This is a genomic window from Halohasta litchfieldiae, assembly GCF_002788215.1.
In the GTDB taxonomy this organism is placed as follows: Archaea; Halobacteriota; Halobacteria; order Halobacteriales; family Haloferacaceae; genus Halohasta; species Halohasta litchfieldiae.
This window is the reverse complement of sequence record NZ_CP024845.1, coordinates 1,939,290-1,963,203: the sequence shown is the minus strand read 5'-3', so window position 1 is coordinate 1,963,203 and position 23,914 is coordinate 1,939,290. Positions and strand designations below refer to the sequence as shown.

Sequence of the window (23,914 nt, the reverse complement as noted above, 5' to 3'; positions counted from 1 at the left end):
GACGGCTACCGCGAGTATCTGGAGCGGGTCGCCAACAATGATGGAATCATGATAAATGCGAGATAATGTATACACTTCGGGACCAGCCACGAGTTTACAGGTGTGGTAATGCATACCGATGAATAGTCGGTCGACGTGGAAACGCTTAACCAATCGCCGAGAAATCCTACACGCATGAAGGTACTCGTCACGGATCCGATCGACGATGCGGGGCTCGATCAGTTACGTGAAGCAGGCTATGAAGTCGAGACGAACTACGAGGCAGACGGCGAGGAACTCCTTGCTGCGGTCGCCGATGCCAACGCACTGATCGTCCGTTCGGGCACGGATGTCAACGAGGCAGTGTTCGAGGCCGCCGAGGATCTCGTCATCGTCGGCCGGGCCGGAATCGGCGTCGACAACATCGACATCGAGGCCGCCACCGACCACGGTGTGATCGTCGCAAATGCGCCAGAAGGCAACGTCCGGGCGGCGGCCGAGCACACCGTCGCAATGGCCTTCGCGGGCGCTCGCTGGATCCCGCAGGCTCACACTCGCCTGAAAGACGGCGAGTGGGCCAAGTCGGACTACCTCGGCTACGAGGTCAACAACAAGACGCTGGGTATCATCGGTCTGGGTCGCGTCGGTCAGGAAGTCGCCAAACGGCTCGACAGTCTCGGGATGGATCTGGTCGTCTTCGATCCCTACATCTCCGAGGAGCGGGCCGCCCAGTTCGGCGCAGAGCTGATCGACGACCTCGATGAGTGTCTGGCCGCCTCGGACTTCGTGACGATCCACACCCCACTGCTCCCCGAGACCGAGAACATGATCGGAAGCGAGGAGCTCGAACTGCTTGATGACGGCTTCCTCATCAACTGTGCCCGTGGTGGCATCGTCGACGAGGCCGCCCTCGCCGAGGCGGTCGACAACGGCCCAATGGCCGGAGCCGCACTCGACGTGTTCGCCGAGGAACCACTCGCCGACGACTCGCCGCTGCTGGATGTCGACGAGATCGTCGTCACACCGCACCTTGGGGCATCGACTGAAGCCGCACAGGAAAACGTCGCCGTCGACACCGCCGATCAGGTGATCGCGGCACTCAACGACCAGCCGGTTCTCAACGCGCTCAACGCGCCCTCGGTCGACGAGACCGCTTTCCCACGAATCGAGCCCTACCTCGGGCTCGCAGAAACCTCAGGCAAGATCGCCGCCCAGCTACTGGGCGAGCGCATCGAGTCCATCGAGGTCCATTATGAGGGTGACATCGCCAACGAGGACGTCGACCTCGTCACCGCCAGTGCGCTCAAAGGCGTGTTCAAACCGCTCGAATGGCAGGTCAACGCGGTCAACGCCCCGCGACTCGCCGAGGAGCGAGGCATCGAAGTCACCGAATCAAAGACACGGCAGACCGACGACTTCCAGAGCCTCGTCACCGTCACAGTCAACGACGGCGACGAGTCGCTGACGGTCTCGGGGACCCTCTTTGCGGGTGACGATCCACGCATCGTCCGCATCGATGGCTACCGCGTCGACGCCATCCCGAGCGGCCACATGCTGGTTGCGCGGAACTACGACAAACCCGGCGTCATCGGCCTTATCGGCTCGGTGCTCGGCGACAACGACATCAACATCGCAGGCATGTTTAACGCCCGCGAAACCATCGGTGGCGAGGCACTGACCGTCTACAGCCTCGACGTCGACGTTCCGGACGAGGTACTCGAACAGCTGCTCGGTGACGACCGGATCATCGAACTCAAAACGATCACACTCGACGACCAATAATAGTCGTCGAGTGAGTGTTCGAGTAGAGAGTGTATCAAACAGAGATGTACGTGGGTACTCTGTGAGTGTTCAGTTTGTTTAACGTATAAGACCCTCCGCCCCAAACTATCGGTGAATGTCTACGTGGAAACGCGACATCGCCAGTGGGCTCGTAGTCCTCCTCCCGCTTGGGATTCTCCTCTTTGTCGTCAACTGGCTCTATGTCCGGATTATTGGGCTCCCGCTGATCAGTAACCTCAACTTTGCACAGCTCGGTGTCCCCGAAGGGCTCGTTCCGATCACGCGAATCCTCGTCGCCCTCGCACTCATTATCACCCTCATCCTCGCAGTCGGCTATCTGATGCGGACCACTGCGGGCCGGGTGTTCGAGGCAATGCTCGACGACACGATCAACCGCGTCCCGGGGCTGCGTGTCGTCTACAACGCCTCGAAACTCGCGGTCGAAACCGCGCTCTCCGGTACCGATGACCTCCAACAACCCGTAAAACTCGAAGTGTGGGACGGGGTTCGAATGACCGCTTTTAAAACCGGAAAACGGACCGACGACGGCAAAATCGTGCTCTTTCTGCCAACCGCTCCGAACATCACCACCGGCTACGTGATGGAAGTCGACGCCGACCGCGTCGAAGAAACCGGCGAGAAGGTCGAAGAAGCACTCACCCGCGTGCTGAGCGCCGGGTTCGCCGAGTCGGCCCACCAGATCCCTGTCGAGGAGGAAAACCCGGCCCGAACCGATGACGAGACGCGGACAACGGTCAAAACAAACTCGACAGAGCAGTCGGGGACTGACTAACCCGCTCGGTGAGTGTGATCTGTTCGAGGCGCTCGAACTACGGCTGTTTGCCACCACCGTCGCGGAGATCACGACCGGTCGAGCAGTTCATACAGCCGTACACCGAACCATCGTTTGCGCCGAACACACGGACGAACTGTTTGGTAACGTACTCGCCACAGTTCTCACAGGTTCGTTCGTGGGAATGCTGTCCAGCAGCGCCTTTCTGGATATGGAGTGAGTCCATACAGGCCGCGGGAAGTATATTGACTTTGTTATGATTTTCATAAGAATTTCAAAATCGGTTAGTTATATACTACTCGTCGGAGCAGTCGACGGCTTCGATAGCTCTGGAAGCCGCTAAACCGCCTAATCAGAGAGTTAGGCACACCCTACTGTCGGGAAATCAGCGATTGTGGGCCCAACGATGCCACTGGATGCTGTACGGAACAACATCTATCAATCCATGTGAAATGAGGGTTCATACTCGCTGCGGTCTTCATGAGAGATATGAGTGGCTGGATAGCTGAGACAGTGCCAGTCTCAACGGCAAGACAGTTCTGGGAGTTCTATCGGCAGTACACACACACCGCGATCCACGCCGCGTCAGCTGCCGCACTCACAATTTTTGGGTCGTGTCGCAAAGTCCTCTAGAGTTCAGTAGTAACTGACTCCCGTGAAGGCGGGGTTGCCTCTGGTGTCCAAACCGAGGTACCCCATGCACGCCACAATCGACGTGCGGTTCGAACTGAGTATCGACGACGACAAAACGCTACCGCTCGCCACGCTTGCCGAGGCCGTCACTGACCAGAACCTCGAAGCAGTCCTTCTCGAATCGCTGGTCGAGAGCCTCGACGCCGCCAGCGTCGAGGCGCTCTGTGGTGAGAAACACGCACATGGCAACGGTGACCAGCGCTTCCAACGCGCCGGCACCGACACCCGCACAGCTGTCACAACTGCCGGAGAACACGAGTTCTCTCTCCACTACGTCGAAGATACAGCCGCTTCCCCAGACGAATCCAGCTACTTCCGGCCCGTCGAAGACGTTCTCGACTTCGACGGGCAGAACCGCTATCAGCAGGACATCGCCGCCAAAAGCGTCGATCTCGCTACCTCGCTCAGCTATCGAGACGCTGCCAATCACGGCGACAGCTTCGTCTCGATGCCGTCGCCGACCACCATCAACCGCCGTGCCAAGAAATACGGCCACAAGCTCAAACAGTTCCTTCCAGACTGTGTCGCTGGCACAGACGCTGACGCCGTCATTCCTGACGGGACAAAGTGCCACAGCCAAGACGACGACCGCTCGTCCCACTCCGTCCAAGCAACGCTCGGCGAAGACACCGCCGAAGAGTCACGCTCCCTGCTGGATCTGTCGGTCAACGCTGACTGGGACGAAACTGCCGCCGAACTCGATGATATCGGCGCAGTCACTGACGACGCGACGGTCGTCAGTGACGCTGATAGCGGCATCGTCACAGCCTTTACCGACGAAAACCGTGACCACCAGCTCGATCTCGTCCACGTCGGCCGAACGCTGGGTTACACCCTCTGGGACGATGGCGTCTTCTCCTTGGACCGTCGGAAGGAGATCGTTTCGGAGGTGATCGACGAGGTGTTCCATCTGAAGAACTCTGTGGCGAAGCATCGTCCAGCGGAGGAGTTCGCGGCGATCCGCTCGCGGATCGCGCGAACGAGAGAGCGATTAGAGAAGACAGCGTGGCAACTGGAGCAGTTCGGGTCAGCAAAGGCTGCAGGGTATCTTCGGCGGTGGCTGCCGTCGATTGTGACGTTCGCCGAGCACGCTGTCGAGGGGTTCGAGGTTCCGTGGACCTCGAACCCCGTCGAACGACTGATGGGCGAGGTCAGCAAGCGGTGCAAGAACCAGTGGATGCGCTGGACAGCAGAGGGATTGGAAGCGATACTCCAACTTCGGTTGGTGAAGTACGCCGACCCCGAGTACTACCAAGCGTTCCTCGACGAACTGCTCCAACGTTCGACCAAAACAGCAATCAACTGTGACCTCTCAATTGAGAGTACCAGCGGCAAAGTCTAGACCGCTTTGCAACACGACCAAAATATTGAGAAGATGTACATTACCAATGAAAAGTGAACGGTGTGGTCAACTGCTTCTACTTTGGATTTAAGTGCCAGAGAGCCACCACATCGAGGAGAAGTGGACGGTGAACCAAGCGGAGACTAACCCTATCACGCCAATCCAAGAAACACGTCGACACCCGTATCGAGACAATCGATGACAGTACAGATGAGGTCGCCGTCGAGACGTTCATTCTACCCTTTATGAAGCAAGGTAGACTCACGATGTTTGATAAGCGGTTAAATATCGTTTCAATCATGAATAAAATCAATTTTGTAGAATTTCAATAGTAGATGTATTTGTAGTAACAAGTAGAGCCGCGATTTTCAAATTTGAACCTGGTGATACCGTCTGCCTCTTGGGGTCATAGATGACAATGCCAGCGTCGACAAGTGCTGGCAGATGAGTCTGGGTAAGTGCATTGTAGGCATTGCGATATGGTTCACCTGTTGCCTGAGACCGTGGTACACTGTGTTCAGTGGCAGCAATTTTACGAGCGAGAGATCGAACAGTCACGATTTCGTCATCGGATCTTGTAAGAATCCTAATCACCAGTCGACGTCGTCGTGTACGGAGAGCATGATACAAGAGAGAAAGGAACTCATCGGCTTTCTCATCACTCATAGATTAACTCACCTTGTGTGAAATTTTGTCAAGCACCATACAAGAATGTTTTCGCGCAGCGTTTTAACTCCTTTGTAGGAGCAAATACGTAACAGATGTGACATCAGGAGAGTGAATTAATGCATGATGGACCCGGCCGACCCCCGGAAGTAACAGACGAGGAGATTCTTGATACTTTTAAAGATAGTAACGATCCTATTCTAACCGCATCTGAAGTAGCGAATCAACTCACAGTTGGTCGTCGCGGGATACTAACGAGGCTCGAAAATCTTGAACAGCGAGGATATCTCAGATCAAAGAAGGTTGGGGGGCGAAGTACTGCTTGGTGGTATCCAGGATATACTTCGACGCAACCGGTTGACCCGAACGAGTAAGCCAAAGAATCTTGCCATAGAGATTCTGTCGGGATCTTGGAGTACTCTTGTTAAATCTTAACCGGCCAGCAGTTGAGACCTTCTTTCGGCAATAATTGACGAGTGCCGAACAACAATCGGCCATAGACTATCTCTGTGCGCGCAAATTGTCCATCGATGAAATCCCGGGATGAGAGTACAGCCACAGAAAACACTGAAAGAGAGAGATCATGTGTTGATGCCGCACTGCAATCGATTAACAAAGAGGCGTTTGATGACTGGTACCGTGCCAGAGAGTTCCGACAGAACATCCGAGACGGTAAGCCGTATTTTAATGGTGCAGGCACTGTTCCCCATGCAAGTCGACATAGTCCGAGCTCGTTACTCCAGTGCCATCGGAAGATCGTCTATCAACAAGAGAATACGCCAGAAGAGCGACGAAATGCTCGAGGCATACTCTGGACGGGACGGGAGATCGAGGAGAAAGTTGTCGTCCCATTTTTACAAGATGTTATTGCCACTGATAAAATCTTCATTCGTAACTCAGTGTGGGTCGATTTCGCGGTGGAAACAAAACAGGGAGATCTCCAAATCAAGGGAGTAACGGACCCCGTTTTGGTTGATGAAGAGAGTAGACCACTTCTACCAACCGAGATCAAGACGACCTCGTCACTAGACTATCTCAACGGTCCAAAACCCCATCACCTCGCACAACTTCACGCTTACCAAGTCGGCCTTTCACGCAAGTACGATCTAGAAGTTACTGAGGGCGTACTCGTCTACGTTTCGCGTGAGAACTTAGAATTGGAAGCATTCCATGTGGAATTCAATGCAGAGTTCTGGGAGAAGACAGTCATCGAGTGGGCTATCACACATTCCGATTATCGTCTCAACAATAAACTGCCGCCAGATGAACCAGAACAGGGCTGGGAATGCAAATTCTGTTCGTATAGAGAGCGGTGTGGTAAGGGGACTGTGAAGTACGCAGATGTCGGAGTCACAGGGTTTGTACCGCAATATACAGAGTATCCCCGGGAAAAAGTAGTCGAGTATCTTGAGTCACGGGATGATGCACAGCTAACACCCGCTCTTGCCAATACATATCCAGAACTAGCGGAAGAATACGACGTAGTAGCCTGGGAATGTCCTCGATGTTGTGCGGCCTATACGATCGGGGACACACGGTTTCAGGAGACTGTAGAGCAGCCTCTCTGTCCCGATTGTGCCGCTAACGATTCAATAGTCGAACTGCGTCCGCCAGTAACAATTGGACAAAAGTAATAACATGAGTACCTACCGAACAGAGCAGTCACTAACTGTTCCAGCACGGACCGGCGTGGAAGAGCAGGAGACACAAACAGGCTTGCGAGCGGCCATCTATGCACGAACATCGTCGAACAGCCAGCGATTTGGGTATTCGATAGACGAACAGATTCATCGGTGCTGGGATACTTGTAAGAAGGCTAATTGGGAGGTTATGTTTGTATTTTCGGACGAGGCAGAGTCCGGCCGTAATACGGAGAGACCTGAGTTTCAGTCGATGCTCGACCGAGCACGAGATAGACTCTTCGACGTCGTCGTCTTCTGGAAATTAGATCGATTCTGCCGTTCGCTAGTTGATCTCGTCAAGACCGAGGAAGAGCTTGATGAACTGGACGTCGGACTCCACAGTGTGACAGAATTTCTCGATACGACGAATCCTGTCGGCAGATTCAATTTCCGAAATTTAGCCTCAGCTGCCGAGTTAGAATCCGATCTGACAAGCCAGCGTGTGAAACTCGGAATGTATGGTCTCGCCCGTGAACGAAAATGGCCCAACAAACAGCCACCTTTGGGGTATGAGAAGGTCGACGATGGGACACTACGTATTGATACTGCGGAAGCAAAGTTAGTTCACGAGATCTTTGAGATGTACATCCAAGAGCGATCAATGCCGCAGGTCGCGTTCCTGCTAAACGAGCAGGGCAAGAGTACGAAACAGAGTGATGCTTGGTGCCGACAGTCTGTGGGGAAAGTCCTTCGAAACGAACTGTATATCGGGCACTATCAAATCGCGGGCTTCGAAGCGGATGTCGAGGAATACCGGATCCTGCCCGACGACTTATTTGATAAAGCGACCGCGACCCGTCATCGGTTCAAGCACGCACAGACCCAGATGGATAAATCACGAAAAGGCTCAAAGGCAAAACGGATTATCGACGAGTACCGAGCGTATCAGAACGGAGACTCCCGATGACAGTCTCCGATACAGAATTCAGCTGCCCACTATGCGATAGCACTGACACCGAAAAAATCAACCAAGATAAGCTGCGCTGCTCGGATTGCAATTTAATTATTGCCGCAGATACGCCCTCAACCGAGTTTGAGATAGCCGCCGAAAGTCTCAGTCAGGATCGGGACGTAGTCGAAACCAGGCAGTGGCAAGATACAGTTACGGTTCGAGACTCTTCGGACGAAATGCTAGTCAGCTTGATCGGAGATACTGAAGATCGTATTAGGGAACTCGACGGTACCACTGAAGACTGCGTGAAAGCAGCAGAGACTGTTGCCGAAGCGTGGGAACAGCAATACTTTCGCGGTCGCAGTATTTCAACTGGGATAGCAGCGGTCGTCTACGCTAGTTTTCGAAAACAGGAGTCGCCTCGTCCACTCGGTATCGTAGCCGAGACGTGTGGCGTATCGGACCAGGAAATACGAACTGCCTATCGATCCCTCAAATCCGACTGCGATATGCATAATAAAATCACGCCTGTGGACACGTATATTCCGTACCTGAGAACCCGGCTCGGATTGGATGAAGTAACAGAACAGCGAGCAAGAGAGATTCTAGAGACATCAATCGGTGTAACTGGAAGCCCGACAAGCATCGCTTCCGCGTGTCTGTATCTGGCGACGGAAGGTCAAGACAAATCGATTACGTTAGCAGAAGCCGGGGCTGTTTCTGGAGTCGCAAAGGAAACCGTATGGAAGAAAACACAGGACCTCAAGGCCTAATCGTCAACTGTCAGAAGAAGACGTAGGATCAGTATCAGTGGTCCACATCGTCGTTCTAAAATGAACATCTCTTCTCCGGCGGTACGCTCACGTCGCCATCTATACCAGAAACGGGACGACTACTCCCCGTCAGACAGGATGGTAATATCCCAAATAAACGCAGTCTCTTCGGCAGTACAACTCTTATCATCATCGTCAGGTCCGGCACTGGAGTTTGTATTCCAACGGTAGGCGACATCAGGCTGTTCGAACGCCCTTTTGTACTTGTTCGGTGGTACATTGACAGCAAACTGATTGCCACAGTGTTTGCAGGTGTAGAGGTACTCTAATGCTGACGAAGTATCCTTCTCGCCGGTTACAGCATCTACAGAGATGCAAAACGGGCACCCCAGTGGGAGAGTGGAGTCAAGCTTGTTAATTTCTCGCTCACTAAACAGTGGCCCCCTGAAGTCACAGTCCTCGCAGTCGTATTCAATAAGACGAGTATCTCGAACTAGGGTTGTGGAACCTGTCTCCGTCAACTCGCCCTCACACTCCTTACACACAGCTGTGAATTTATCGAATAGCTGGCCGACGAATTCAGGTCCGAATCGCATCGTAGCCTGTTCGATTGAGCCCGGGATAGATTCTGCATCGGGCATATCAGGTCTGCGCTCTTCGATGATCTCTTGTGCTTCGTTGTACGTTTGCTTCGGAACACACTGAAGCGTAGGGACAGTCTTCACAACCCGATCTCTCAATGTTAGCTGTCCAATACAAAGTGGACTTTCTAGGATTGTTTTTATTTTACTGTCAGTGATTTTTTCATCATTCGCCAGTTCACGATCGATTCTACGTTTGGTCTCAGCCCTGTTTTCTGACTCGACATAGTGTTCGAAGATAGCGGGAATAATCTGCTGGCCACGCTCGGTCAAATTCAGGTGGTCCTCGTCATCCTTCTCATATCCGAAGTGAGGCTTGCCGAACGGGTACTTTCCTTGCCTGAGACGTTTTAATTGACCGTCTTCTGCGTTTTCCTTGATACGCGAGTACCATTCACGAGCGAAGAGGAGCTCTCGAACGAGAATCTCGAAGTCCCTTCGATCTTCCCAGTCGAAGAAACCGTGGCTGTCTGAATAGAGGACAACACCGTTGTCACGGAGTCGAGAAAGATACCTGATACTTTCCCAGGGATCAGACCGCGTAAGCCGATCGAGTTTCCAGACAGCAAGAACATCGAACTCATCGTCATCCGCCATCTCGAGGATCTTCTCAAGGGACTTCCGGTCCATTTCTGCACCAGATTCAGCGCGTGCGCTCTCACGGACAATCTCTCCCTCTAGGTCCTCGAGGCGTTTGTTCAAACTGGACAGTTGCTTATCGAGACTTGTGTTGTCAAGTTGGTCGGTAGTACTCACGCGTGCAAACACCACCCAACGGCTCTCTTTGAAACGGGCTGGCGGAAGGAGTGACAGAGTTAATACACCTGTCTCGCTTCCGAGGTCTCCGGAGACTATGAGGACCAAACAGACTACGATCGCGATTGAACTCACCAGAGGTCCCATATATGCAGTTGATAAAGACCGCCTGGACCAGTCACCTATACCTGGAGGGCAAATCTACCAAACTGCGTTAGCTGATAATCACCGACATACTCTTTTACGTAACCATCATCTTTGAGAAGACGAATATCTCGATCAACCGAAGACCGAGATTTATCGGCTTTATTTGCAATTTCACGGCTGTCAGAGTGTCCTTCTTCTAGACTCTTCAGGACATCTCCTCTGTGTGCAAGGTGATTTAACAGCTCCGCTACTCGGGGACCGGACATAACCGGAAGTTTATATTGAAACTGGATAAATCTCTCCCCTCTTCGAATCGAATTTTGTATTATCCAATAGAGTGGTTGGATATAATTACCGGATGCGTATTAGCAATATTGTAGCGCTTATGAACAAATTCGCCTCCACTCATCGTTTTGGTTTGGATAAATAGTTAGCGAAATAATGTCTCCATACTTTCTATTTGGTGGGTGTTAACCCATGACAGAAGACCAATCTCGGCTCGGATCAGTCCGAGCAAACAGGGGAATAGACCGGCGAAAGTTCATGAAATCACTCGGAGCCATCGGCATCTCTGGAGCAGGGCTCAACACGGCCATCGGGAAAGCTCGAGCCACTCCTAGCAGGGATCGTGTTCGAATCGTCACTCATCGGTCGAAGGGAGAACCTGTTCGGACTAAACAGGTTCCAAAAGAATGGTTTGAACAGAAAGAGCGAGCACGTCGAGGACAGCAGTTACTCTTCAACCGCCTAGAAGAGTCATCCGGAGTCCTGGGAGTAGGTTACGGTCCGAGCAACGCAGCTGTCGACAATTATCGATTTTTCGAAGTCAGAGTTCATGTCGACCGTTCTGAGGGAACTAATGCGGACATTCCAGAGGAGGTCGATGGAGTGCCAGTTGCCATTACACGCCGGGAAGAATACCAAGACACCTACTACAACGGAAACTACGATCCGGTTCCAGGAGGCGTTGAACAGAATAGTTCGACGGGTACTGCCACCTCGACTGCGAGAGTGGACTACGGTGGCAATCTCTATCTAATGGGCGCGCGTCACCTGTGGGTCGATGATCCGAATGTACAGGATAGCTGCTCTACCCAAGATCCAACAGGTGAAAACGCCTATCAAAGTGACGACTACTACGGACACGTAAAACACCACTTCCAGGACTACGACGCCGCTCTCACAAATATTGAGGCTGATGATCAGGAAGGACAACCGCAGCGCGATGGTTTTACTGACACGATTGTCGACGAAAACGGCTATATCGAGGGATATGTGGATAGTAACGGTATTGACGATATGATGGCGAATAATCTCGAAGTCCGTAAGCGCGGCATCACTACCGGTCCAACCACGGGCGTAATCGAAGAATACTTGGACAATTACTGCAGCACGAGCGTCACGAGACGCAGTCTTCTGCATGTATCCAACGAGCAACAATCCGGAGATTCTGGTGGGCCAGTGTACGACCGTGACTACTTTGAAGGAAATTACTACCTCTTCATGGTTTCTCTCGCCACCCAAGCAACGGGAGCCTCAGAGGCTGTCGGCTCAACAGCCCATTCAATGGCAAACAACCTTGGGATTCAGTGGAGGACTCGGTAGTTAATCCGGAAGGGTGGTTAAGTACCACCCTCCAAGAGTGAGTAATATGACAAAGATCCCGCCAAGCAGGAATGCGATCTCGGGGAGTGCGAGAAACTGAACAAGATTTTTCATAACCAAGACAGGATTTGAGGGATCCGTATCCGTATCAACGATTGTTTCTGGCCTAAGGTTACTAAGTACCCAACCAAAGAGGAAACTCGCAATACCAAGGATGCCAGTGATTCCAAGTGATTGTTTGAGAATCTTGCGCAGAGACCGCTTCTCGTTCGAATTGCCGGCAAATAATATAATCGAACTACTAGTCGGTGCGTACACATTCATTTCACGCCCTCTATCTGAATACCAGATATCAATAATTTCTATGAGTCCAGCCTCCTCAAGCTTATCAAGGTGATACTTTGCGTTTTGGACCGACATATCGAGTGATTTTGCGATATCGCTCGCGGTCTGCGGTTCCTCATAGAGCAAATCAAACATTGAACGAGCCGATTCAGAAGATAACGATTTGAATATTTTTTCGGCAGAATCGTCATTAATTTCGACTAGTTTCGGATTTTGGTCGTCTACCCGTGTCGAAGGCCGATAAGGAAATACACCTGGCATATTGTGCTCAACACTCCTTATTTGAGATCCACGATACGAACTAAAATCAGTGTTGGCCAAGCTAAAGCGGTTGTTTGAACCTGGACGAGTCATAAGTATGTGACGCTCGTATCGGTACCTATGCGCCGCAGAACAGTTCTCACTGCACTCGGAGCCACGACACTCGGTGGCTGTCTCAGCCAAGCGGAACAGTTAGCAAATCAGAAAACGAAGACCATGACCCAACAGACACCCCCAGAATGTGATAGTGACTTGGCGCTGCTTACTACCGATCTGGATCAAAAATATACAATCAAGAAAGGAACGACCGAAAAGTTCTCATTGGAAATAGAGCCTGCATCAGTCAATCTTGGTCAGGATATCTCGATCCATTTGAAAAATATATCCTCCGAGTCGCAGAGGACTGGATCTCGTGATCATTACGCAATTCAAAAGAAAGATAATGGTGAGTGGGATCACATTTTTTCGACCAAAGGTAATGTGCTTCTAGATGCCCAAGCAGTCGATCACGACCCAAGTGATGGATTCACTTGGGAGTTCACTGTGTCTCCAATCGGTTTTTCAATCGGCCCATATTATGTCTGCAAAGAATTAAAATCCGGCAAGTACCGATTTGTCTACTTCGGGCTACCCAATGATGCAGCACTTGAAAGTGCCTTTGAGATCTCGTCTGATTAGTATCACTTGTCTGAACACACTTCACGAGTCGATTATGTTGGGATTTGCTTCGGTGACTCGAATGGCTTGAAACAATAAAGTGGCATATGTCCTGAGTAGCAAATTCTTACTGTAGACAGCGATCTGATTTGAGGATCTCTCTTACTGCCGGTGTCAGCACCTCAACCCTGCGTTGAGTTTATTGTCCCCTCAATGGGTGAGGGGCTCACTGTACTGGCGAGTTCCCGAAACACGGTGAGAACGATGGCAACTAGAGACATCTACGAGACGACGTTCGACGAAGACGTCCAGACCGACACGAGGTCGAATCAGTGTCCCGAGTGCGACGGCCGAGTCACCACTAATACAGTCGAAACCGTCTGCGAGGAGTGTGGGCTCGTCGTCGACGAGCAGCGGATCGACCACGGACCAGAGTGGCGAGGGTTCGACGAAGACGAGCGTGAACGGACTGGCGCTCCGTTGACGGCAGCGCGGCACGATCGGGGGTTGTCGACGGAGATCGGGCGCGGGACCGATACGAACGGGAATGAACTCTCCGGAAAGAAGCGACGCCGGCTCGCCCGGATGCGGCGTGAACAGACGCGCGGGCGGTTTCAGTCGAAAGCTGAACGCAACCTCGCATACGGGCTGGGCGAGGTTCGCCGTCTGGCGAGTACCCTCGAGCTCTCCGATTCGATCCGCGACCAGGCGTGTCAGCTCTTCCGGAGTGCCCAGAACGAGGACCTGCTTCGGGGCAGATCCATCGAGGCCATCGCCACGGCTAGCGTGTACGGGGCCTGCCGCTGTAACGATCGACCAGTGATACTCGACGAGGTCGCTGATTCAGCACGCGTCGAACTGTCTCGAGTGAGAAACGCGTACAAAACGCTGAATACAGAATTAGGACTCCCTACCCCACCGAGAAGGCCGCAGTCGTTCATTCCGCGCTTCGCGTCAGAATTGGACGTCGCTGACACGGTCCGACAGCGGGCGTTTGAACTCGCAAAGGGCGCTGAAGCGACGATTATCTCGAACGGATGCCAACCGACAGGTGTCGCAGCGGCCTGCCTCTATAAGGCTGCTCGGGAGCAGGGACAATTTTTCACGCAAACAGATCTCGCAGAGGTGGCGGAGACAACGCCGGTAACGATACGCACACGATGGAACGAACTAGAGGAGGTCGACGATTCGAAGTCAGCCCCCGCGTAGCGCGGAGGCTCTGAAACCTTGGTTAATCGTCGAAGGCTTTCACCAAATACTGACCGTTCTGGGTAAGTCGATAGATCTTCTTCCCGTCGCGTTCCTCCGCTACTTCGATCATCCCTGCCTCCTGTAGTTCGCCGAGATGTGTGTAGATATACCCATGGCTCAGGTTCAGTTCAGCGGCAAGCCCATAGCCGTGAAGTGGTTCAGAACGTAGCTGTCGGAGGATATCCAATTTGGTATCGCTGATGAGACCGCCCATTACCACAGGGTATTCTGACCGGTCTGGGGAAACTCATAGAATAGAAATCTCTGACCGGTCAGAAAAAGCAAACAAGTCAAAAGACCTATTGAACCGGGAGAATTGGAATCTATGTACTACCCCAAATTACGTTTCCGGTCCACCGAACAGGCCCCGGCGGGAGAATCGTACTCAACGGTGTAACTATCAATGGGACCAAACAACGAGACCAACCCCCCATCCTTCAATTACGGAGATCGTCCGAGTACAGGAGTGATTCGAGCAGTGGCATGGTTCAAAGGTGTTGAACCGACCGCACTCACGCCATTACAAGGCGTAATCGATGTAGACGCATTGAACGCCCTGTTCGACAAGCCAGAGGAGACAGATCTCTCGGTGTCGTTCGAATACGATGAGTGTGTAGTGGAAGTTACTAACGATGGCACGATAACGATTCGAGGAGCATCGGACGCTGGGTCAAGAGAACTTGACCAAGAGACAAACGTGCTGTTTCTCGCGCCAAGCAGCAGTCACCCCGAAGATGAAGGATGCAACGACTTGTTGTCCGCCGTCCCGTCCAGTCGCGCAAACTTGCTCGGGGTAACGTACGAGTCTCCAGGCACGAACCGCCTCAACATATGGGAATTCGAGGAAGAGACCCCTGCACACATCTCACTCATCAATGTTGGAGACTTTGCACGATCATCTGCCTCACAGCCATCCAAGAGGGCGCTTCCACCTGAACGGCTAGAGGTTGACGCCGTTCTCGACCCCGCGGATCTGACGACACTCGGAATACGAATTAGTGAACAACTTTCGGAGTGGGGAAGTACCGATGAGCAACCCGTTGTCTGCTTCCATTCACTCACAGAACTTCTCGAAGCCACAGACCTTAATCGGGCCTTCAGATTCCTCCATCTCCTTACGAGGCGTCTCTCGTTGGCAGGAGCGATAGCGCACTTCCATCTAGATCCCGAAACGTGTGACGAGAAGACGATTGAGACCCTCCGACCGTTATTCGATGCCGTTCTCGAAGTTGACGAAGACGGAACGTGGTCGATGTGCGTGCAATAGAGGACTACCACCAATTTTCCCCAATTGCCGTGCGAGGGGCTAGTTACCTTCAGCGGAAGTGACATCCCTGAATACAACACCGGTCAAGGAGGATTGCCACCCCTCAGGTTGAAGTACCATTACGGACGAATCTATGAGCCAATCGATGAACGACTACTACACTGACTTCGAAGAACTCCGACCAATCGGCGAAGCATCGCATATTCCGGATGAGAAACTTAGCGAATGCGGTGACAGTGCAGCCCATCGGCAGCGCGTTGCCACAACCGAGAAAGGGTATCCGAACGACGCGACTGAATCAAACACGGAGTGTCGGTCCTGTGGGGCGTCAGTCCCAGACGGGCAGACGAAATGCCGGTTCTGTCTCACTAACCATCTCGAGAGTGACGCCGCTAGTACGAACGAGTCAGCGTCGACGACGTTCCTCGGCATCATCCACCTAATCGTCGAGTCGACTACGTTCTACGGCGCCGTGGCGAAGGGCGGCGCCGCGGCGAACCTCCTCTCTGCCAACCAGGCGGAGCCCGCCGTCGACGACTACACGCTCATCTACGACCTCGACGAGGCGCCGGCGCGCCAGCTGGCCGAGCAATGGCCCTCACTTCCCGACGCGGTACAGGTGTCGTCAGCGGAGGGAGAGGGGCTTCTCAGTGCCGCCCGTGACCGGACTGGGTGGCACGGGCAGGAAGCGTCGGAGCGTCAGGAGCAGGCCCCAACGCGGCTCTACGACCAACGTGGGGACGGCATCCGCGACGCGTCGCGTCTTGACGCGATCCTCGACGACGCCGACGACGCGGTGTGGCTGGTTCCAGCGATGGCGCTGACCGAATCTACTGGCGAGGCTGCGGCTGATCGACAGGATTCGTCGGTACCGACGACGCAGGAACTCGACTGTCAAAACTGTGGACGGGCGACCGACCATCGGTTCAAGACCCACGAGTCGGTCCCGGATGCGGCGTGGACGGGACAACCGATCTGGGAGTGCCGGGTGTGTGGCTCGGCTCGCTACGGCCCCAGTCTCGCGTAGGGCCAGTGCTGGCCGTCGATTAACCAACACCCTGCGAGTAGCGTCGAGATTCGTTGGTTAATACCGTGATCTCCTGCAAGCCCGACGGCAGTCCCGATGGGAAGTCGTTCCGCGCCGGCGAGCGGTGAGGCGCTTCCGATGGAGCAAGAGTTCAAACAAGGGTACCGGATGCATCGTATACTCAGCAATCTCAACCGACTCGACGTCGACCGATTGGACGCCGCGGATCGAGAGCGAGTCGAGACCGCGAGAGACCTCCTAGAGGAGGTGAGCCTTCTCACGAGGCCGGGCGACGGAGCCGGGGCGGGCGCCCAGGCAGACTCCTAACTGGAGGCGCCGGCCACGCCTCAGGAGGCACCTCTCGCGTCTGTTTTTCGCCCCCGACAGGGGTGCGGGGGCGACCCCGTGAAGTCCAGATATGGCGACACTGCAAGCTGCGACGACGTCGACCGGCGCGATCGTATCGGATCCGCAGGCAGTCCGCGAGCTCTGTGAGAGCTACTGCTTCGGGACGCTCGATTGGGAGGTTACCGAAGAGGGAGAGCTCACCATCTGGGGGTACGATGACTTCGAGGTGTACGAGGCGCGGGAGAACGGCCTCCCGGACTACGAGGGCGGTATCGTGACCCACGAGTTCTTGCGAGAACTCGCCGACCACCTCGAAGCTGACGAAGAGTTCGACATCCAAACGACCGGGTATACGAAGTGTCGATTCCCGGTCCTCGCAAAGCGGTACGTCGTTCGCGACGGCGAAGTCCTCCACGCTGACCTCAGTTCCCCCGAGCCGATCGACGAGTAGCGTTGTTCATCCCCCGGGAGGGGTGCGGGGCGATCCAGTCGTGGGTCGTCCTACGAGGTGATTGTTCAATGGGCCACCGCGCACTTGTTGCGTACGAACGTACAGACGGACAGTACACGCTCCACTACAGCCAGTGGGGCGCAGCGAACCTGAAGCTCAAGCACCGAATCTCTGCTGAGTCGCCGTTCGGTGGCGACGACACCGACTCCAAGTGGGCGAAACAGCTGCTGGCTGAACTAGCCGATGGCCTTGAGGCAGACGCCGTCGACGGCTACCTCGCCGACGAGGATCGACCGTCGACGGTCGTCGAGCCGAAGCCCCGTGCCACCGGGCTTACCCTCGACGAGATCGTCGCTGACCACCTCGACTACCTCCACCACGAGGCGTTCTTCGTGGTGTCGACGACGTTCGAGGTGACCGCCTACCGGACGCTGTGGTTCGGCCTACAGTACGAATCGGAGACAGTCAAACAGGGGGAGACGGTCGGGAATGGCGCGCTCGCGACGGTGCGCTGGTACGACGGCGAGCCGGTCGGCGACGGCCACCTGCAGGGGCAGTTCGCGGCCTTCAAAGATGTCGTCGGAGACATGCTCGACAAAGGCGTCTTCACACCGTCGACGGCGAGACAGTATCTGAAGCGGAAGCTCGCCGAGCGGGTCGGAGACCGACAGGAGCTGCGCATTCCGACCGGGGAATCACCCTTCGAGAAGGCGAGTCTGAACCGTTCATAGATCAGGACTGCGTCGACCAGTTGCTGTTTTTCAGGGGCGGAGAGAACCGAGCCCCTCTGTAGGCTCGTGATTTGATGTCCGAGAAACCAGACGACGATCCATTCGACGATTGCGAGTTAGACCCCGACGCGATCCTCGGGACACACATCTTCAAAGACGTCCTGTTTACCGACGGCACGGAAACACCGGTAAACGTGTTGACCGGCGAGACACCGGCACATTCGCAAGCGACCGTCGAGGAAGCGAAGGAGTTCGCTGCGAGTATTGACACGGACACGCCACAGATCGCACTTCCGGCGTCAGTCGAAACGCAAGTCGAGACGCAGAGCAAGCCCTACACGGCGGCTGCGTTCTTCCACTTCAAGGCGACCGGCTCGCTCAAACGTCACCGCGCCTACCACGCCGCGTACGACTCGGATGCGTTCACCATCGACTTCGAAGCTGACTACGAGTCCGGAAACCTGACCATCACAGTCGACCGAGCGAACGTGTCCTAAGAATCGACCGCTAGATTAGGGTTTTTCGAGCGCCGGCGATGGGTGCCGGCGCAGCAGGAGCGAGCGAGCAACGACTCCCGGTGCGTCGGCGCTTCGAGGTGTTCGAGATGCACATGGTCATTTACAGTCTGGTAGAAGCATCGACAGAAGACGAAGCACTATCCACCGGAAAGACGGTGTTCGACCGCCTGGTCGGCGCGGACCCACACGCTGGCGCCGTCTTCGACTACCACGTGACGTTCGACGAGGAGGATACGTCCGTTGCGGGGAAGGCGCGATGGGGTGAGTTGCCGACTGCAGCCCCCGTCAACTCCGATGACGGCCAAGACCTGCTTGAGCGTGGCTGGAAGGCGACGAAAGAGGAGTTCGAGCGAAATCTCGACCGGGTGAAGGAAGCCATCGACGAGCTCTCCGACGAGGAGATCATGCGCGACGAGGACCTCGCGCGGCACGCCTTCCACCAGGTCGGCGCGTACGACGGCCCGGCGATCTTTCTGTACACCGAACACGGAACCGGCATTCGCCACCGTGGACAGCTGGACCGACTCCTTGAAGAGAGTGAAGAGCTCTGGATCGTGCCCGCCGACGTCCACTTCTAACAGATGCCCCGGATCACCAACTGGCGACGTGAGAGCCGCACGCCCACACTCGCATACCGGAATACCGAGACCGGCGCTCGGGCGGTCTTACACCGAGCACCGGATTCGTACCGCTACAAGTGGCGTGGCGTAATCCTCGTCGACGGCTACCCAGTGTGGTCGCGGGGGTACGAGACGAAGGACGCGAAATCGTTCCGTGATGAGCTCCGGAAACGGCCAGCGCCCGAACTGAGTTGTCCCGAGTGTCCGAACAGCGACGTGGCAATCGGGGGGAAAACGGCTGACGGTGCGAAGATTCAGCGCTGGTTCGAGTGCCGGAACTGTGGGTACGAAGCATCCTCGAGAATCGTGTACGGCGCCGAGCGCTGATTGATGGGAGCGTATCTGCGGTGACGTTTATTTTGGGCCGGAATGGATGGCCCGTCTCAATCGGGCCAGATCCACAGATGAGTCTGGAAGTCATCGACCGCCACAGCGAAGCACTGTTTGAGTTCCTCTGGTGTCCGGTCTGCGGGCACGAGATATTCAGTCACATCCCCTTCGAGGGGATGTTCTGCAAGAACTGCAATACGCAGGTTAAACTGCGAGAGTCACGGGAGACACGCGGCTACGAGGAGGCCGTCCTCGCCTGCTTCGACACCGATTCGACGTGGAACCTCCACGTCGACGAGAAACTCCGTCGTGATCTTCCGGATGGGTCGGCGCGGGTGAAGGTCCTCGGTGCCCCAGGCGACTATGAAGTCGACTGGTGGAGTCCGAAGCCAGATGAGGACTGGGAGCCGGTCGAACGTGGTGAGTTCGACGACGTCGAGGAACCTTCGGAGGTCTCTCGTTTGGCTTAGCGAAGCACTGCTACAAATCTAAAATTGAGTCACAGAGAATAATCGCATCGATTAAGTACTCGGTCCTGCCATCTGTCTATGAAGTTAATGTTTACTCGAGATGATCTCCCTCGTAATGACCGTCTTTCTAATCCGATCACAGTCCTCGTTCGAGAGGTCTCGCCCTCCAGCAGTAACAAACTCGATTTTGAAGTTACAGTCGAGGATGCAGACGGACATACAATCTCTCTTAAAATCTGGTCGACGCATTCTCTCTCCCTTTCGCTTACCGAAGGTCACCGGTACGAACTGGAAGACGTCCGAGGAAGGTACTGGTCACAGGGTGGAAGTCGACACTACCAGCTCGACAGTACGAAGGATCTGACAGTAACTGAACTCGGTCCGGCCGATGACACCGCGACGCGACTCTTGATTGTCGGCGACACTCACGTCGGTTATCGGCATCGTCGCCGTGATAAGAAAGCAAAAGGTGCTAAAGATCTCGACGCTCGTGATCGCTTCCAAGCGGTAATGGATCAGGCCAACACCCTAGACGCTGATGCCATTGTCCACGCCGGGGACATTTTCGATCACGTTGCCATCGGGGCAGACCGGTCCTTTGTGATAGACGCTCTCAACTCAGAGCTCAATATTCCGTTCTACTACATCTACGGGAACCACGATGAGCCTGCTAGCCGTCGAACAGTTGATGGAGCAACTAATGATACGTCAGAGATTGAGCGTCTCTTGAAGAATGGAGAATCAGTAGGGGAAACAGACGTTACGCTATTCGGAATCGACTACAGTCACGATAGCTTCCCGGGCGAACCGCTCGAAGCCTCGGTTCAATCAGTACTTTCAAACGCGAATGTATTGGTCGTCCACGATACTCCATACCCCGTCCGGAATGAAAACGGGTACCACATACATCAAAAGAGGGGAGCAGATTTTCGGAAGGCTATTGAACAAACCTCCGTTGAAATTGATCTCATCGTCTCCGGACACATGCACGTCGGTCAACAGGGCACGCTTGATGAGTTCCAAACGCCCGTCCTTGTTACCGGAGCACCAGCACCAATCAATAGTGGGAAAGAAGACAACAACCCGTCAACGTGGCTCCTCCGTGTGACTGAGAGCGGCGTTGACGGCATCACACGACACCCTCTCTGAGGACTGGTTGTTGTTGCGCCGGCGGTATTTGATGTCGACACGAAGTCAACTCAGATTCGTCCAACGAGGCGACCAGGATGACGAACCAAACGATTCGGACCGGGTCGCACAGGTATACCGACGCTCGGACGGCTACCCGACGAGCGTCCTGCAGGATCTCATCCGGCTGAAGGAACTGCTCGATGCGACCCACGCCGAGAGAGAACCGGCCTACACGGCAGCAGCGTTCGTGTTCCTCGACAAGCTCTCGAGGCCCCACCGACGAGGCCTTCGAGCGAGCCACTTGGCAGTTCCACAGCCCTAGAGCACGCGCTCGAAGAGCTGGTCGCTAAGCCGGCGTGAGAACGCGACCGGTCTAAATGATGCCGCCGATGACGAGCAGGCCGACGACGAGCAGCAGCGTCGCGACCACGCTCCCTCCAGCGAGTAACTTGTTCTCCATCGCCTTCTCGTGGAGTGGCATTGCGGCGTATTCCTCGCGGAACGCCTCGAGGTTGTCCTCGTCGTAGAAGTACTTCATCTTCAGCGCGAACCGTTCGGTGACCGCACAACCAGTACAAACCGGCTCGCCTTCCAACCGTTCCGTTTTGGTGTGGCTGTTGCAGGCGATGGCCCCGCAGTTCGGACAGTAGGTGTACGTCTCATCGACGCCGCTCGTGTCACAGTGGACGCACCGATGGATGCCGTCCTCGTCTGTTACTCTGGACGGCCCTGCCGCGTAGTACTCGTAGGGGTAGGTGTACTCCTGGAGTTCCGTCGTCTGTCGAACCTCAGGAAGGTACACCGGTTCGATCGACTGGACCGAGATATCCGAGCGGTTCGGCTCGCAGGTCTTGTTGTAGGTGACGTTGTTGTCGCCGGTGTAGGTGACCGTCGTCGTGTGGTGCTGCTGGAGCCGCTCGACGGCCCACTCTTTGTACTCGGTCTGCGTCTGGCCGAACCGGTTCTCCTCGACGTCGTCGAACACCTCCGCGAACTGCTCGGTATCGAGTTCGACCGTCGCGTGGAGGTTCTCGGTGACCAGTGTCGTGACGTCCTCGTTGACGACCTGCGGCTGCCCGCGTTCGGCGTGGGCAACGAATCGAGTCCGGTCGTTGATCCGGTGGATGACGCCCACCGACGTCTCGAAGACAGCGTTCGTGTCGGCGGTGACCGCAACCACCGGGCGGAACGTCACCGACGAATGCGGTTTTGGAAGGTCGGCGGCCTCGATGTTCTCGATGTCGCGGAACGCCTCCGTGACTGGCGCGTCGACGTCGGCGGCCGGGTCGTACGGGCGGAGCGTCTCGTCGCAGAGAATCTCGATGCGCCCGTTGTAGAGGTCGAGGCCGATCTCGTCGGCGATCCTCCGGAGGTCCTCGCCGTCCAGCAACTCGATTGGGTGGGGGTCGTCGTTCTGCTGGAGGCGGTTTGCGTACTCCTGAGCAGGGTTCGTAAACCGGCCGGTCGTGACGACCATTCCGCGTTTGGGACCGTCGAAGTCGAACGTCGCGATCGCCGAGTGGAGCTTCTGGACGACCGGCCGCCCGACAGTCCCCGTGTGCTTGCACTCGACGATGATCGCACGCCGCGTGCCGTCGACGACCTCCTCCATGATGACGTCGCGACCCTCGTCAGCCGTGCGGTCGGCCTGGCGGACGTTCTCGTAGCCGAGGTTGCGGAAGACGTCCTCTACCACGTCCTCGAACTCGAACCCTGAGAGATCGTTCAGTACAGCCATCCCGATATATCTGGACAGTACGTTGCAACTGTCAAATACGTTGCCGAACGCTACGCCGTCCTGTTTGTTGAACCCCTGAGAGGGGTGCGGGGTCACCGAACCGCCCGCGAGCAACGATGAACGGGAATGTACCTATGGCCAGTGCGGAATCGGTTCCAGTCGCATCGCCCGCACATTCTCACCGAGACGCAGTCGAGTACGTCGGCTTCCGCGTTGACGGCCAAGCCGTTGTGCTGAACCTCTCGGAACATCGGCGACTCTCCCTCAATCGCAGTCTGGACCTCGTCAACCACAGTCCGAGCGGGTTCGAGTGGGGATACAGTGGTAGCGGGCCCGCCCAGCTCGCGTGCGCACTCCTGCTCGACTACTACGACGATGAGCAGTTCGCCCGTGAGCACTACATCGCGTTCCGGAATCAGGTGGTCTCACAGCTGGAGTGCGACGGTGCAGCGGCGTGCTGGCACCTCACCGGCGAGAAGATCGACGCTGCGATGGCGACCCTTACCGACGACGTCGTCGCGCTCTCCGACGGTGGACGGCCGTCACCGACGCTCCCCGGGAACTGGCGAACCGTCTCTTGCCCGGACCGGCGGGTCTTCCAGCGCGCTGATCGCGACCACTACATCGTACTCGGGGATGGAAGCGACGAGTGGCTGGTCGTTCTCTGCAGCCAGGGCGACCGTGCATATCCTGCCCCGCTCGCACATCGGACGGTTGCCGAGGAGGCTGACCCAGAACGGGTAATCCGGGAACTCGCCGAAGCGAGCAACGACCTCATCGAACCCACAGAGGGGGAGCACTGATGGAGACGCTTCGGCTGGCGCGAGCCACCCACCATCTCCTCGAACGTGGTGTCGAGGCGCTCGAGAAAATAGGGCGCGAATTGGAGCGGTACAACGACGGACAGGAGCGCACTGACGGAAACAACTGAGGATGTGAGTACACACTCCAGGTCGAACGGTAGTTCGTGAGATGTTGTTTTTGCGCCCGGGAGAGGGGCGCAGGGCGCGAGACGATG

Annotated in this window: 28 protein-coding genes and 1 pseudogene; 22 read left to right on the top strand and 7 right to left on the bottom strand. The window is 55.4% G+C overall.

Features of this window, described 5'->3' with window-relative positions:
- Nucleotides 1-174: 174 nt before the first annotated feature.
- Nucleotides 175-1,761 carry a phosphoglycerate dehydrogenase gene (gene serA, locus HALTADL_RS09950; protein WP_089671768.1) on the top strand — a complete coding sequence of 529 codons (1,587 nt, stop codon included), beginning with the start codon at nucleotides 175-177 and terminating at the stop codon, nucleotides 1,759-1,761.
- A 115-nt stretch (nucleotides 1,762-1,876) separates the two neighbouring features.
- Nucleotides 1,877-2,554, top strand: coding sequence for a DUF502 domain-containing protein (locus HALTADL_RS09945; protein WP_177171916.1), 678 nt, complete (start codon nucleotides 1,877-1,879; stop codon nucleotides 2,552-2,554).
- A 37-nt stretch (nucleotides 2,555-2,591) separates the two neighbouring features.
- On the opposite strand, the gene HALTADL_RS09940 is transcribed toward HALTADL_RS09945, so the two are convergent.
- On the bottom strand, nucleotides 2,592-2,780 hold the full coding sequence (locus tag HALTADL_RS09940) for a DUF7563 family protein (RefSeq protein WP_089671766.1): 189 nt from the start codon (nucleotides 2,778-2,780) through the stop codon (nucleotides 2,592-2,594).
- Between the two features lie 471 nt (nucleotides 2,781-3,251).
- Here HALTADL_RS09940 and HALTADL_RS09935 point away from each other — a divergent pair, with 471 nt between their 5' ends.
- Complete coding sequence (locus HALTADL_RS09935) at nucleotides 3,252-4,589, top strand: ISH6-like element ISHla10 family transposase (RefSeq protein WP_012659191.1); 1,338 nt, start codon at nucleotides 3,252-3,254, stop codon at nucleotides 4,587-4,589.
- Nucleotides 4,590-4,898: 309 nt separating this feature from the next.
- On the opposite strand, the gene HALTADL_RS18105 is transcribed toward HALTADL_RS09935, so the two are convergent.
- On the bottom strand, nucleotides 4,899-5,255 hold the full coding sequence (locus HALTADL_RS18105) for a DUF7344 domain-containing protein (RefSeq protein ID WP_089673412.1): 357 nt from the start codon (nucleotides 5,253-5,255) through the stop codon (nucleotides 4,899-4,901).
- A gap of 530 nt (nucleotides 5,256-5,785) precedes the next feature.
- Between HALTADL_RS18105 and HALTADL_RS09920 the strand changes: the two genes are divergently transcribed.
- The 3 genes from HALTADL_RS09920 to HALTADL_RS09910 are packed head-to-tail and all read left to right on the top strand — an operon-like array spanning nucleotide 5,786 to nucleotide 8,602.
- Nucleotides 5,786-6,889, top strand: coding sequence for a CRISPR-associated protein Cas4 (locus tag HALTADL_RS09920; protein WP_089673410.1), 1,104 nt, complete (start codon nucleotides 5,786-5,788; stop codon nucleotides 6,887-6,889).
- 4 nt (nucleotides 6,890-6,893) lie between these two features.
- Nucleotides 6,894-7,844, top strand: a complete 951-nt coding sequence (locus tag HALTADL_RS09915) for a recombinase family protein (protein WP_089673409.1) — start codon at nucleotides 6,894-6,896, stop codon at nucleotides 7,842-7,844.
- Nucleotides 7,841-8,602, top strand: coding sequence for a transcription initiation factor IIB family protein (locus HALTADL_RS09910; RefSeq protein ID WP_089673408.1), 762 nt, complete (start codon nucleotides 7,841-7,843; stop codon nucleotides 8,600-8,602). Before HALTADL_RS09915 ends, HALTADL_RS09910 begins: the two co-directional genes overlap by 4 nt.
- 119 nt (nucleotides 8,603-8,721) lie before the next feature.
- On the opposite strand, the gene HALTADL_RS09905 is transcribed toward HALTADL_RS09910, so the two are convergent.
- Together HALTADL_RS09905 and HALTADL_RS09900 are read right to left on the bottom strand one after the other, a co-directional pair.
- Nucleotides 8,722-10,146 (bottom strand): recombinase family protein, encoded by a 1,425-nt coding sequence (locus HALTADL_RS09905; protein ID WP_089673407.1) that lies wholly within the window; start codon nucleotides 10,144-10,146, stop codon nucleotides 8,722-8,724.
- A 35-nt stretch (nucleotides 10,147-10,181) separates the two neighbouring features.
- Nucleotides 10,182-10,412, bottom strand: coding sequence for an ArsR family transcriptional regulator (locus HALTADL_RS09900; RefSeq protein ID WP_245708485.1), 231 nt, complete (start codon nucleotides 10,410-10,412; stop codon nucleotides 10,182-10,184).
- A 277-nt stretch (nucleotides 10,413-10,689) separates the two neighbouring features.
- Here HALTADL_RS09900 and HALTADL_RS09895 point away from each other — a divergent pair, with 277 nt between their 5' ends.
- Complete coding sequence (locus HALTADL_RS09895; protein WP_245708483.1) at nucleotides 10,690-11,751, top strand: hypothetical protein; 1,062 nt, start codon at nucleotides 10,690-10,692, stop codon at nucleotides 11,749-11,751.
- Here HALTADL_RS09895 and HALTADL_RS09890 read toward each other — a convergent pair whose 3' ends face one another.
- Nucleotides 11,752-12,357, bottom strand: coding sequence for an ArsR/SmtB family transcription factor (locus HALTADL_RS09890; RefSeq protein WP_100190884.1), 606 nt, complete (start codon nucleotides 12,355-12,357; stop codon nucleotides 11,752-11,754).
- A gap of 120 nt (nucleotides 12,358-12,477) precedes the next feature.
- Between HALTADL_RS09890 and HALTADL_RS09885 the strand changes: the two genes are divergently transcribed.
- Nucleotides 12,478-13,035: a hypothetical protein gene (locus tag HALTADL_RS09885; protein ID WP_009488095.1), complete on the top strand. Its 558-nt coding sequence runs from the start codon at nucleotides 12,478-12,480 to the stop codon at nucleotides 13,033-13,035.
- 192 nt (nucleotides 13,036-13,227) lie between these two features.
- Nucleotides 13,228-14,223: a transcription initiation factor IIB gene (locus HALTADL_RS09880; protein ID WP_009488096.1), complete on the top strand. Its 996-nt coding sequence runs from the start codon at nucleotides 13,228-13,230 to the stop codon at nucleotides 14,221-14,223.
- A gap of 22 nt (nucleotides 14,224-14,245) precedes the next feature.
- On the opposite strand, the gene HALTADL_RS09875 is transcribed toward HALTADL_RS09880, so the two are convergent.
- On the bottom strand, nucleotides 14,246-14,479 hold the full coding sequence (locus HALTADL_RS09875) for a PadR family transcriptional regulator (RefSeq protein ID WP_009488097.1): 234 nt from the start codon (nucleotides 14,477-14,479) through the stop codon (nucleotides 14,246-14,248).
- Nucleotides 14,480-14,668: 189 nt separating this feature from the next.
- Here HALTADL_RS09875 and HALTADL_RS09870 point away from each other — a divergent pair, with 189 nt between their 5' ends.
- From HALTADL_RS09870 to HALTADL_RS09820, 11 genes and pseudogenes are all read left to right on the top strand, one after another.
- Nucleotides 14,669-15,532: a DUF7504 family protein gene (locus tag HALTADL_RS09870; protein ID WP_009488098.1), complete on the top strand. Its 864-nt coding sequence runs from the start codon at nucleotides 14,669-14,671 to the stop codon at nucleotides 15,530-15,532.
- 145 nt (nucleotides 15,533-15,677) lie between these two features.
- Nucleotides 15,678-16,559, top strand: a complete 882-nt coding sequence (locus HALTADL_RS09865) for a biosurfactant protein 1 (RefSeq protein WP_009488099.1) — start codon at nucleotides 15,678-15,680, stop codon at nucleotides 16,557-16,559.
- Nucleotides 16,560-16,697: 138 nt separating this feature from the next.
- Entirely contained in the window at nucleotides 16,698-16,886 is a 189-nt protein-coding gene (locus tag HALTADL_RS09860; RefSeq protein ID WP_015911564.1) for a hypothetical protein, read from the top strand.
- 91 nt (nucleotides 16,887-16,977) lie between these two features.
- Nucleotides 16,978-17,358: a hypothetical protein gene (locus HALTADL_RS09855; RefSeq protein ID WP_009762197.1), complete on the top strand. Its 381-nt coding sequence runs from the start codon at nucleotides 16,978-16,980 to the stop codon at nucleotides 17,356-17,358.
- A 68-nt stretch (nucleotides 17,359-17,426) separates the two neighbouring features.
- Nucleotides 17,427-18,089 carry a DUF6735 family protein gene (locus HALTADL_RS09850; protein ID WP_009762198.1) on the top strand — a complete coding sequence of 221 codons (663 nt, stop codon included), beginning with the start codon at nucleotides 17,427-17,429 and terminating at the stop codon, nucleotides 18,087-18,089.
- Nucleotides 18,090-18,163: 74 nt separating this feature from the next.
- Nucleotides 18,164-18,586: a hypothetical protein gene (locus HALTADL_RS09845; protein ID WP_009762199.1), complete on the top strand. Its 423-nt coding sequence runs from the start codon at nucleotides 18,164-18,166 to the stop codon at nucleotides 18,584-18,586.
- Nucleotides 18,587-18,693: 107 nt separating this feature from the next.
- Nucleotides 18,694-19,185: a hypothetical protein gene (locus HALTADL_RS09840; protein ID WP_015911563.1), complete on the top strand. Its 492-nt coding sequence runs from the start codon at nucleotides 18,694-18,696 to the stop codon at nucleotides 19,183-19,185.
- Between the two features lie 3 nt (nucleotides 19,186-19,188).
- On the top strand, nucleotides 19,189-19,554 hold the full coding sequence (locus HALTADL_RS09835; protein ID WP_009762201.1) for a DUF7568 family protein: 366 nt from the start codon (nucleotides 19,189-19,191) through the stop codon (nucleotides 19,552-19,554).
- A gap of 77 nt (nucleotides 19,555-19,631) precedes the next feature.
- A complete protein-coding gene (locus tag HALTADL_RS09830) occupies nucleotides 19,632-20,027 on the top strand; it encodes a DUF7567 family protein (RefSeq protein WP_015911562.1) in 396 nt (131 codons plus the stop codon).
- A gap of 78 nt (nucleotides 20,028-20,105) precedes the next feature.
- Nucleotides 20,106-21,176, top strand: a complete 1,071-nt coding sequence (locus tag HALTADL_RS09825) for a metallophosphoesterase family protein (RefSeq protein ID WP_009762203.1) — start codon at nucleotides 20,106-20,108, stop codon at nucleotides 21,174-21,176.
- A gap of 31 nt (nucleotides 21,177-21,207) precedes the next feature.
- Nucleotides 21,208-21,426, top strand: a pseudogene (locus HALTADL_RS09820) (hypothetical protein); the annotation flags it as partial.
- Nucleotides 21,427-21,531: 105 nt separating this feature from the next.
- Here HALTADL_RS09820 and HALTADL_RS09815 read toward each other — a convergent pair.
- On the bottom strand, nucleotides 21,532-22,896 hold the full coding sequence (locus HALTADL_RS09815) for a restriction endonuclease (RefSeq protein WP_009762204.1): 1,365 nt from the start codon (nucleotides 22,894-22,896) through the stop codon (nucleotides 21,532-21,534).
- Nucleotides 22,897-23,030: 134 nt separating this feature from the next.
- Between HALTADL_RS09815 and HALTADL_RS09810 the strand changes: the two genes are divergently transcribed.
- Nucleotides 23,031-23,699 carry a DUF6166 domain-containing protein gene (locus HALTADL_RS09810; RefSeq protein WP_394327363.1) on the top strand — a complete coding sequence of 223 codons (669 nt, stop codon included), beginning with the start codon at nucleotides 23,031-23,033 and terminating at the stop codon, nucleotides 23,697-23,699.
- Complete coding sequence (locus HALTADL_RS17775) at nucleotides 23,699-23,827, top strand: hypothetical protein (protein ID WP_265472927.1); 129 nt, start codon at nucleotides 23,699-23,701, stop codon at nucleotides 23,825-23,827. The genes HALTADL_RS09810 and HALTADL_RS17775 overlap by 1 nt, the downstream gene beginning before the upstream one ends.
- Nucleotides 23,828-23,914: the final 87 nt, after the last annotated feature.

Bases quoted from the DNA above. Each gene is read 5' to 3' on its own strand.
- serA (WP_089671768.1), top strand. From the start codon at position 175: ATGAAGGTACTCGTCACGGATCCGATCGACGATGCGGGGCTCGATCAG.
- HALTADL_RS09945 (WP_177171916.1), top strand. From the start codon at position 1,877: ATGTCTACGTGGAAACGCGACATCGCCAGTGGGCTCGTAGTCCTCCTC.
- HALTADL_RS09940 (WP_089671766.1), bottom strand. From the start codon at position 2,780: ATGGACTCACTCCATATCCAGAAAGGCGCTGCTGGACAGCATTCCCAC.
- HALTADL_RS09935 (WP_012659191.1), top strand. From the start codon at position 3,252: ATGCACGCCACAATCGACGTGCGGTTCGAACTGAGTATCGACGACGAC.
- HALTADL_RS18105 (WP_089673412.1), bottom strand. From the start codon at position 5,255: ATGAGTGATGAGAAAGCCGATGAGTTCCTTTCTCTCTTGTATCATGCT.
- HALTADL_RS09920 (WP_089673410.1), top strand. From the start codon at position 5,786: ATGAAATCCCGGGATGAGAGTACAGCCACAGAAAACACTGAAAGAGAG.
- HALTADL_RS09915 (WP_089673409.1), top strand. From the start codon at position 6,894: ATGAGTACCTACCGAACAGAGCAGTCACTAACTGTTCCAGCACGGACC.
- HALTADL_RS09910 (WP_089673408.1), top strand. From the start codon at position 7,841: ATGACAGTCTCCGATACAGAATTCAGCTGCCCACTATGCGATAGCACT.
- HALTADL_RS09905 (WP_089673407.1), bottom strand. From the start codon at position 10,146: ATGGGACCTCTGGTGAGTTCAATCGCGATCGTAGTCTGTTTGGTCCTC.
- HALTADL_RS09900 (WP_245708485.1), bottom strand. From the start codon at position 10,412: ATGTCCGGTCCCCGAGTAGCGGAGCTGTTAAATCACCTTGCACACAGA.
- HALTADL_RS09895 (WP_245708483.1), top strand. From the start codon at position 10,690: ATGAAATCACTCGGAGCCATCGGCATCTCTGGAGCAGGGCTCAACACG.
- HALTADL_RS09890 (WP_100190884.1), bottom strand. From the start codon at position 12,357: ATGCCAGGTGTATTTCCTTATCGGCCTTCGACACGGGTAGACGACCAA.
- HALTADL_RS09885 (WP_009488095.1), top strand. From the start codon at position 12,478: ATGCGCCGCAGAACAGTTCTCACTGCACTCGGAGCCACGACACTCGGT.
- HALTADL_RS09880 (WP_009488096.1), top strand. From the start codon at position 13,228: ATGGGTGAGGGGCTCACTGTACTGGCGAGTTCCCGAAACACGGTGAGA.
- HALTADL_RS09875 (WP_009488097.1), bottom strand. From the start codon at position 14,479: ATGGGCGGTCTCATCAGCGATACCAAATTGGATATCCTCCGACAGCTA.
- HALTADL_RS09870 (WP_009488098.1), top strand. From the start codon at position 14,669: ATGGGACCAAACAACGAGACCAACCCCCCATCCTTCAATTACGGAGAT.
- HALTADL_RS09865 (WP_009488099.1), top strand. From the start codon at position 15,678: ATGAACGACTACTACACTGACTTCGAAGAACTCCGACCAATCGGCGAA.
- HALTADL_RS09860 (WP_015911564.1), top strand. From the start codon at position 16,698: ATGGAGCAAGAGTTCAAACAAGGGTACCGGATGCATCGTATACTCAGC.
- HALTADL_RS09855 (WP_009762197.1), top strand. From the start codon at position 16,978: ATGGCGACACTGCAAGCTGCGACGACGTCGACCGGCGCGATCGTATCG.
- HALTADL_RS09850 (WP_009762198.1), top strand. From the start codon at position 17,427: ATGGGCCACCGCGCACTTGTTGCGTACGAACGTACAGACGGACAGTAC.
- HALTADL_RS09845 (WP_009762199.1), top strand. From the start codon at position 18,164: ATGTCCGAGAAACCAGACGACGATCCATTCGACGATTGCGAGTTAGAC.
- HALTADL_RS09840 (WP_015911563.1), top strand. From the start codon at position 18,694: ATGCACATGGTCATTTACAGTCTGGTAGAAGCATCGACAGAAGACGAA.
- HALTADL_RS09835 (WP_009762201.1), top strand. From the start codon at position 19,189: ATGCCCCGGATCACCAACTGGCGACGTGAGAGCCGCACGCCCACACTC.
- HALTADL_RS09830 (WP_015911562.1), top strand. From the start codon at position 19,632: ATGAGTCTGGAAGTCATCGACCGCCACAGCGAAGCACTGTTTGAGTTC.
- HALTADL_RS09825 (WP_009762203.1), top strand. From the start codon at position 20,106: ATGAAGTTAATGTTTACTCGAGATGATCTCCCTCGTAATGACCGTCTT.
- HALTADL_RS09815 (WP_009762204.1), bottom strand. From the start codon at position 22,896: ATGGCTGTACTGAACGATCTCTCAGGGTTCGAGTTCGAGGACGTGGTA.
- HALTADL_RS09810 (WP_394327363.1), top strand. From the start codon at position 23,031: ATGGCCAGTGCGGAATCGGTTCCAGTCGCATCGCCCGCACATTCTCAC.
- HALTADL_RS17775 (WP_265472927.1), top strand. From the start codon at position 23,699: ATGGAGACGCTTCGGCTGGCGCGAGCCACCCACCATCTCCTCGAACGT.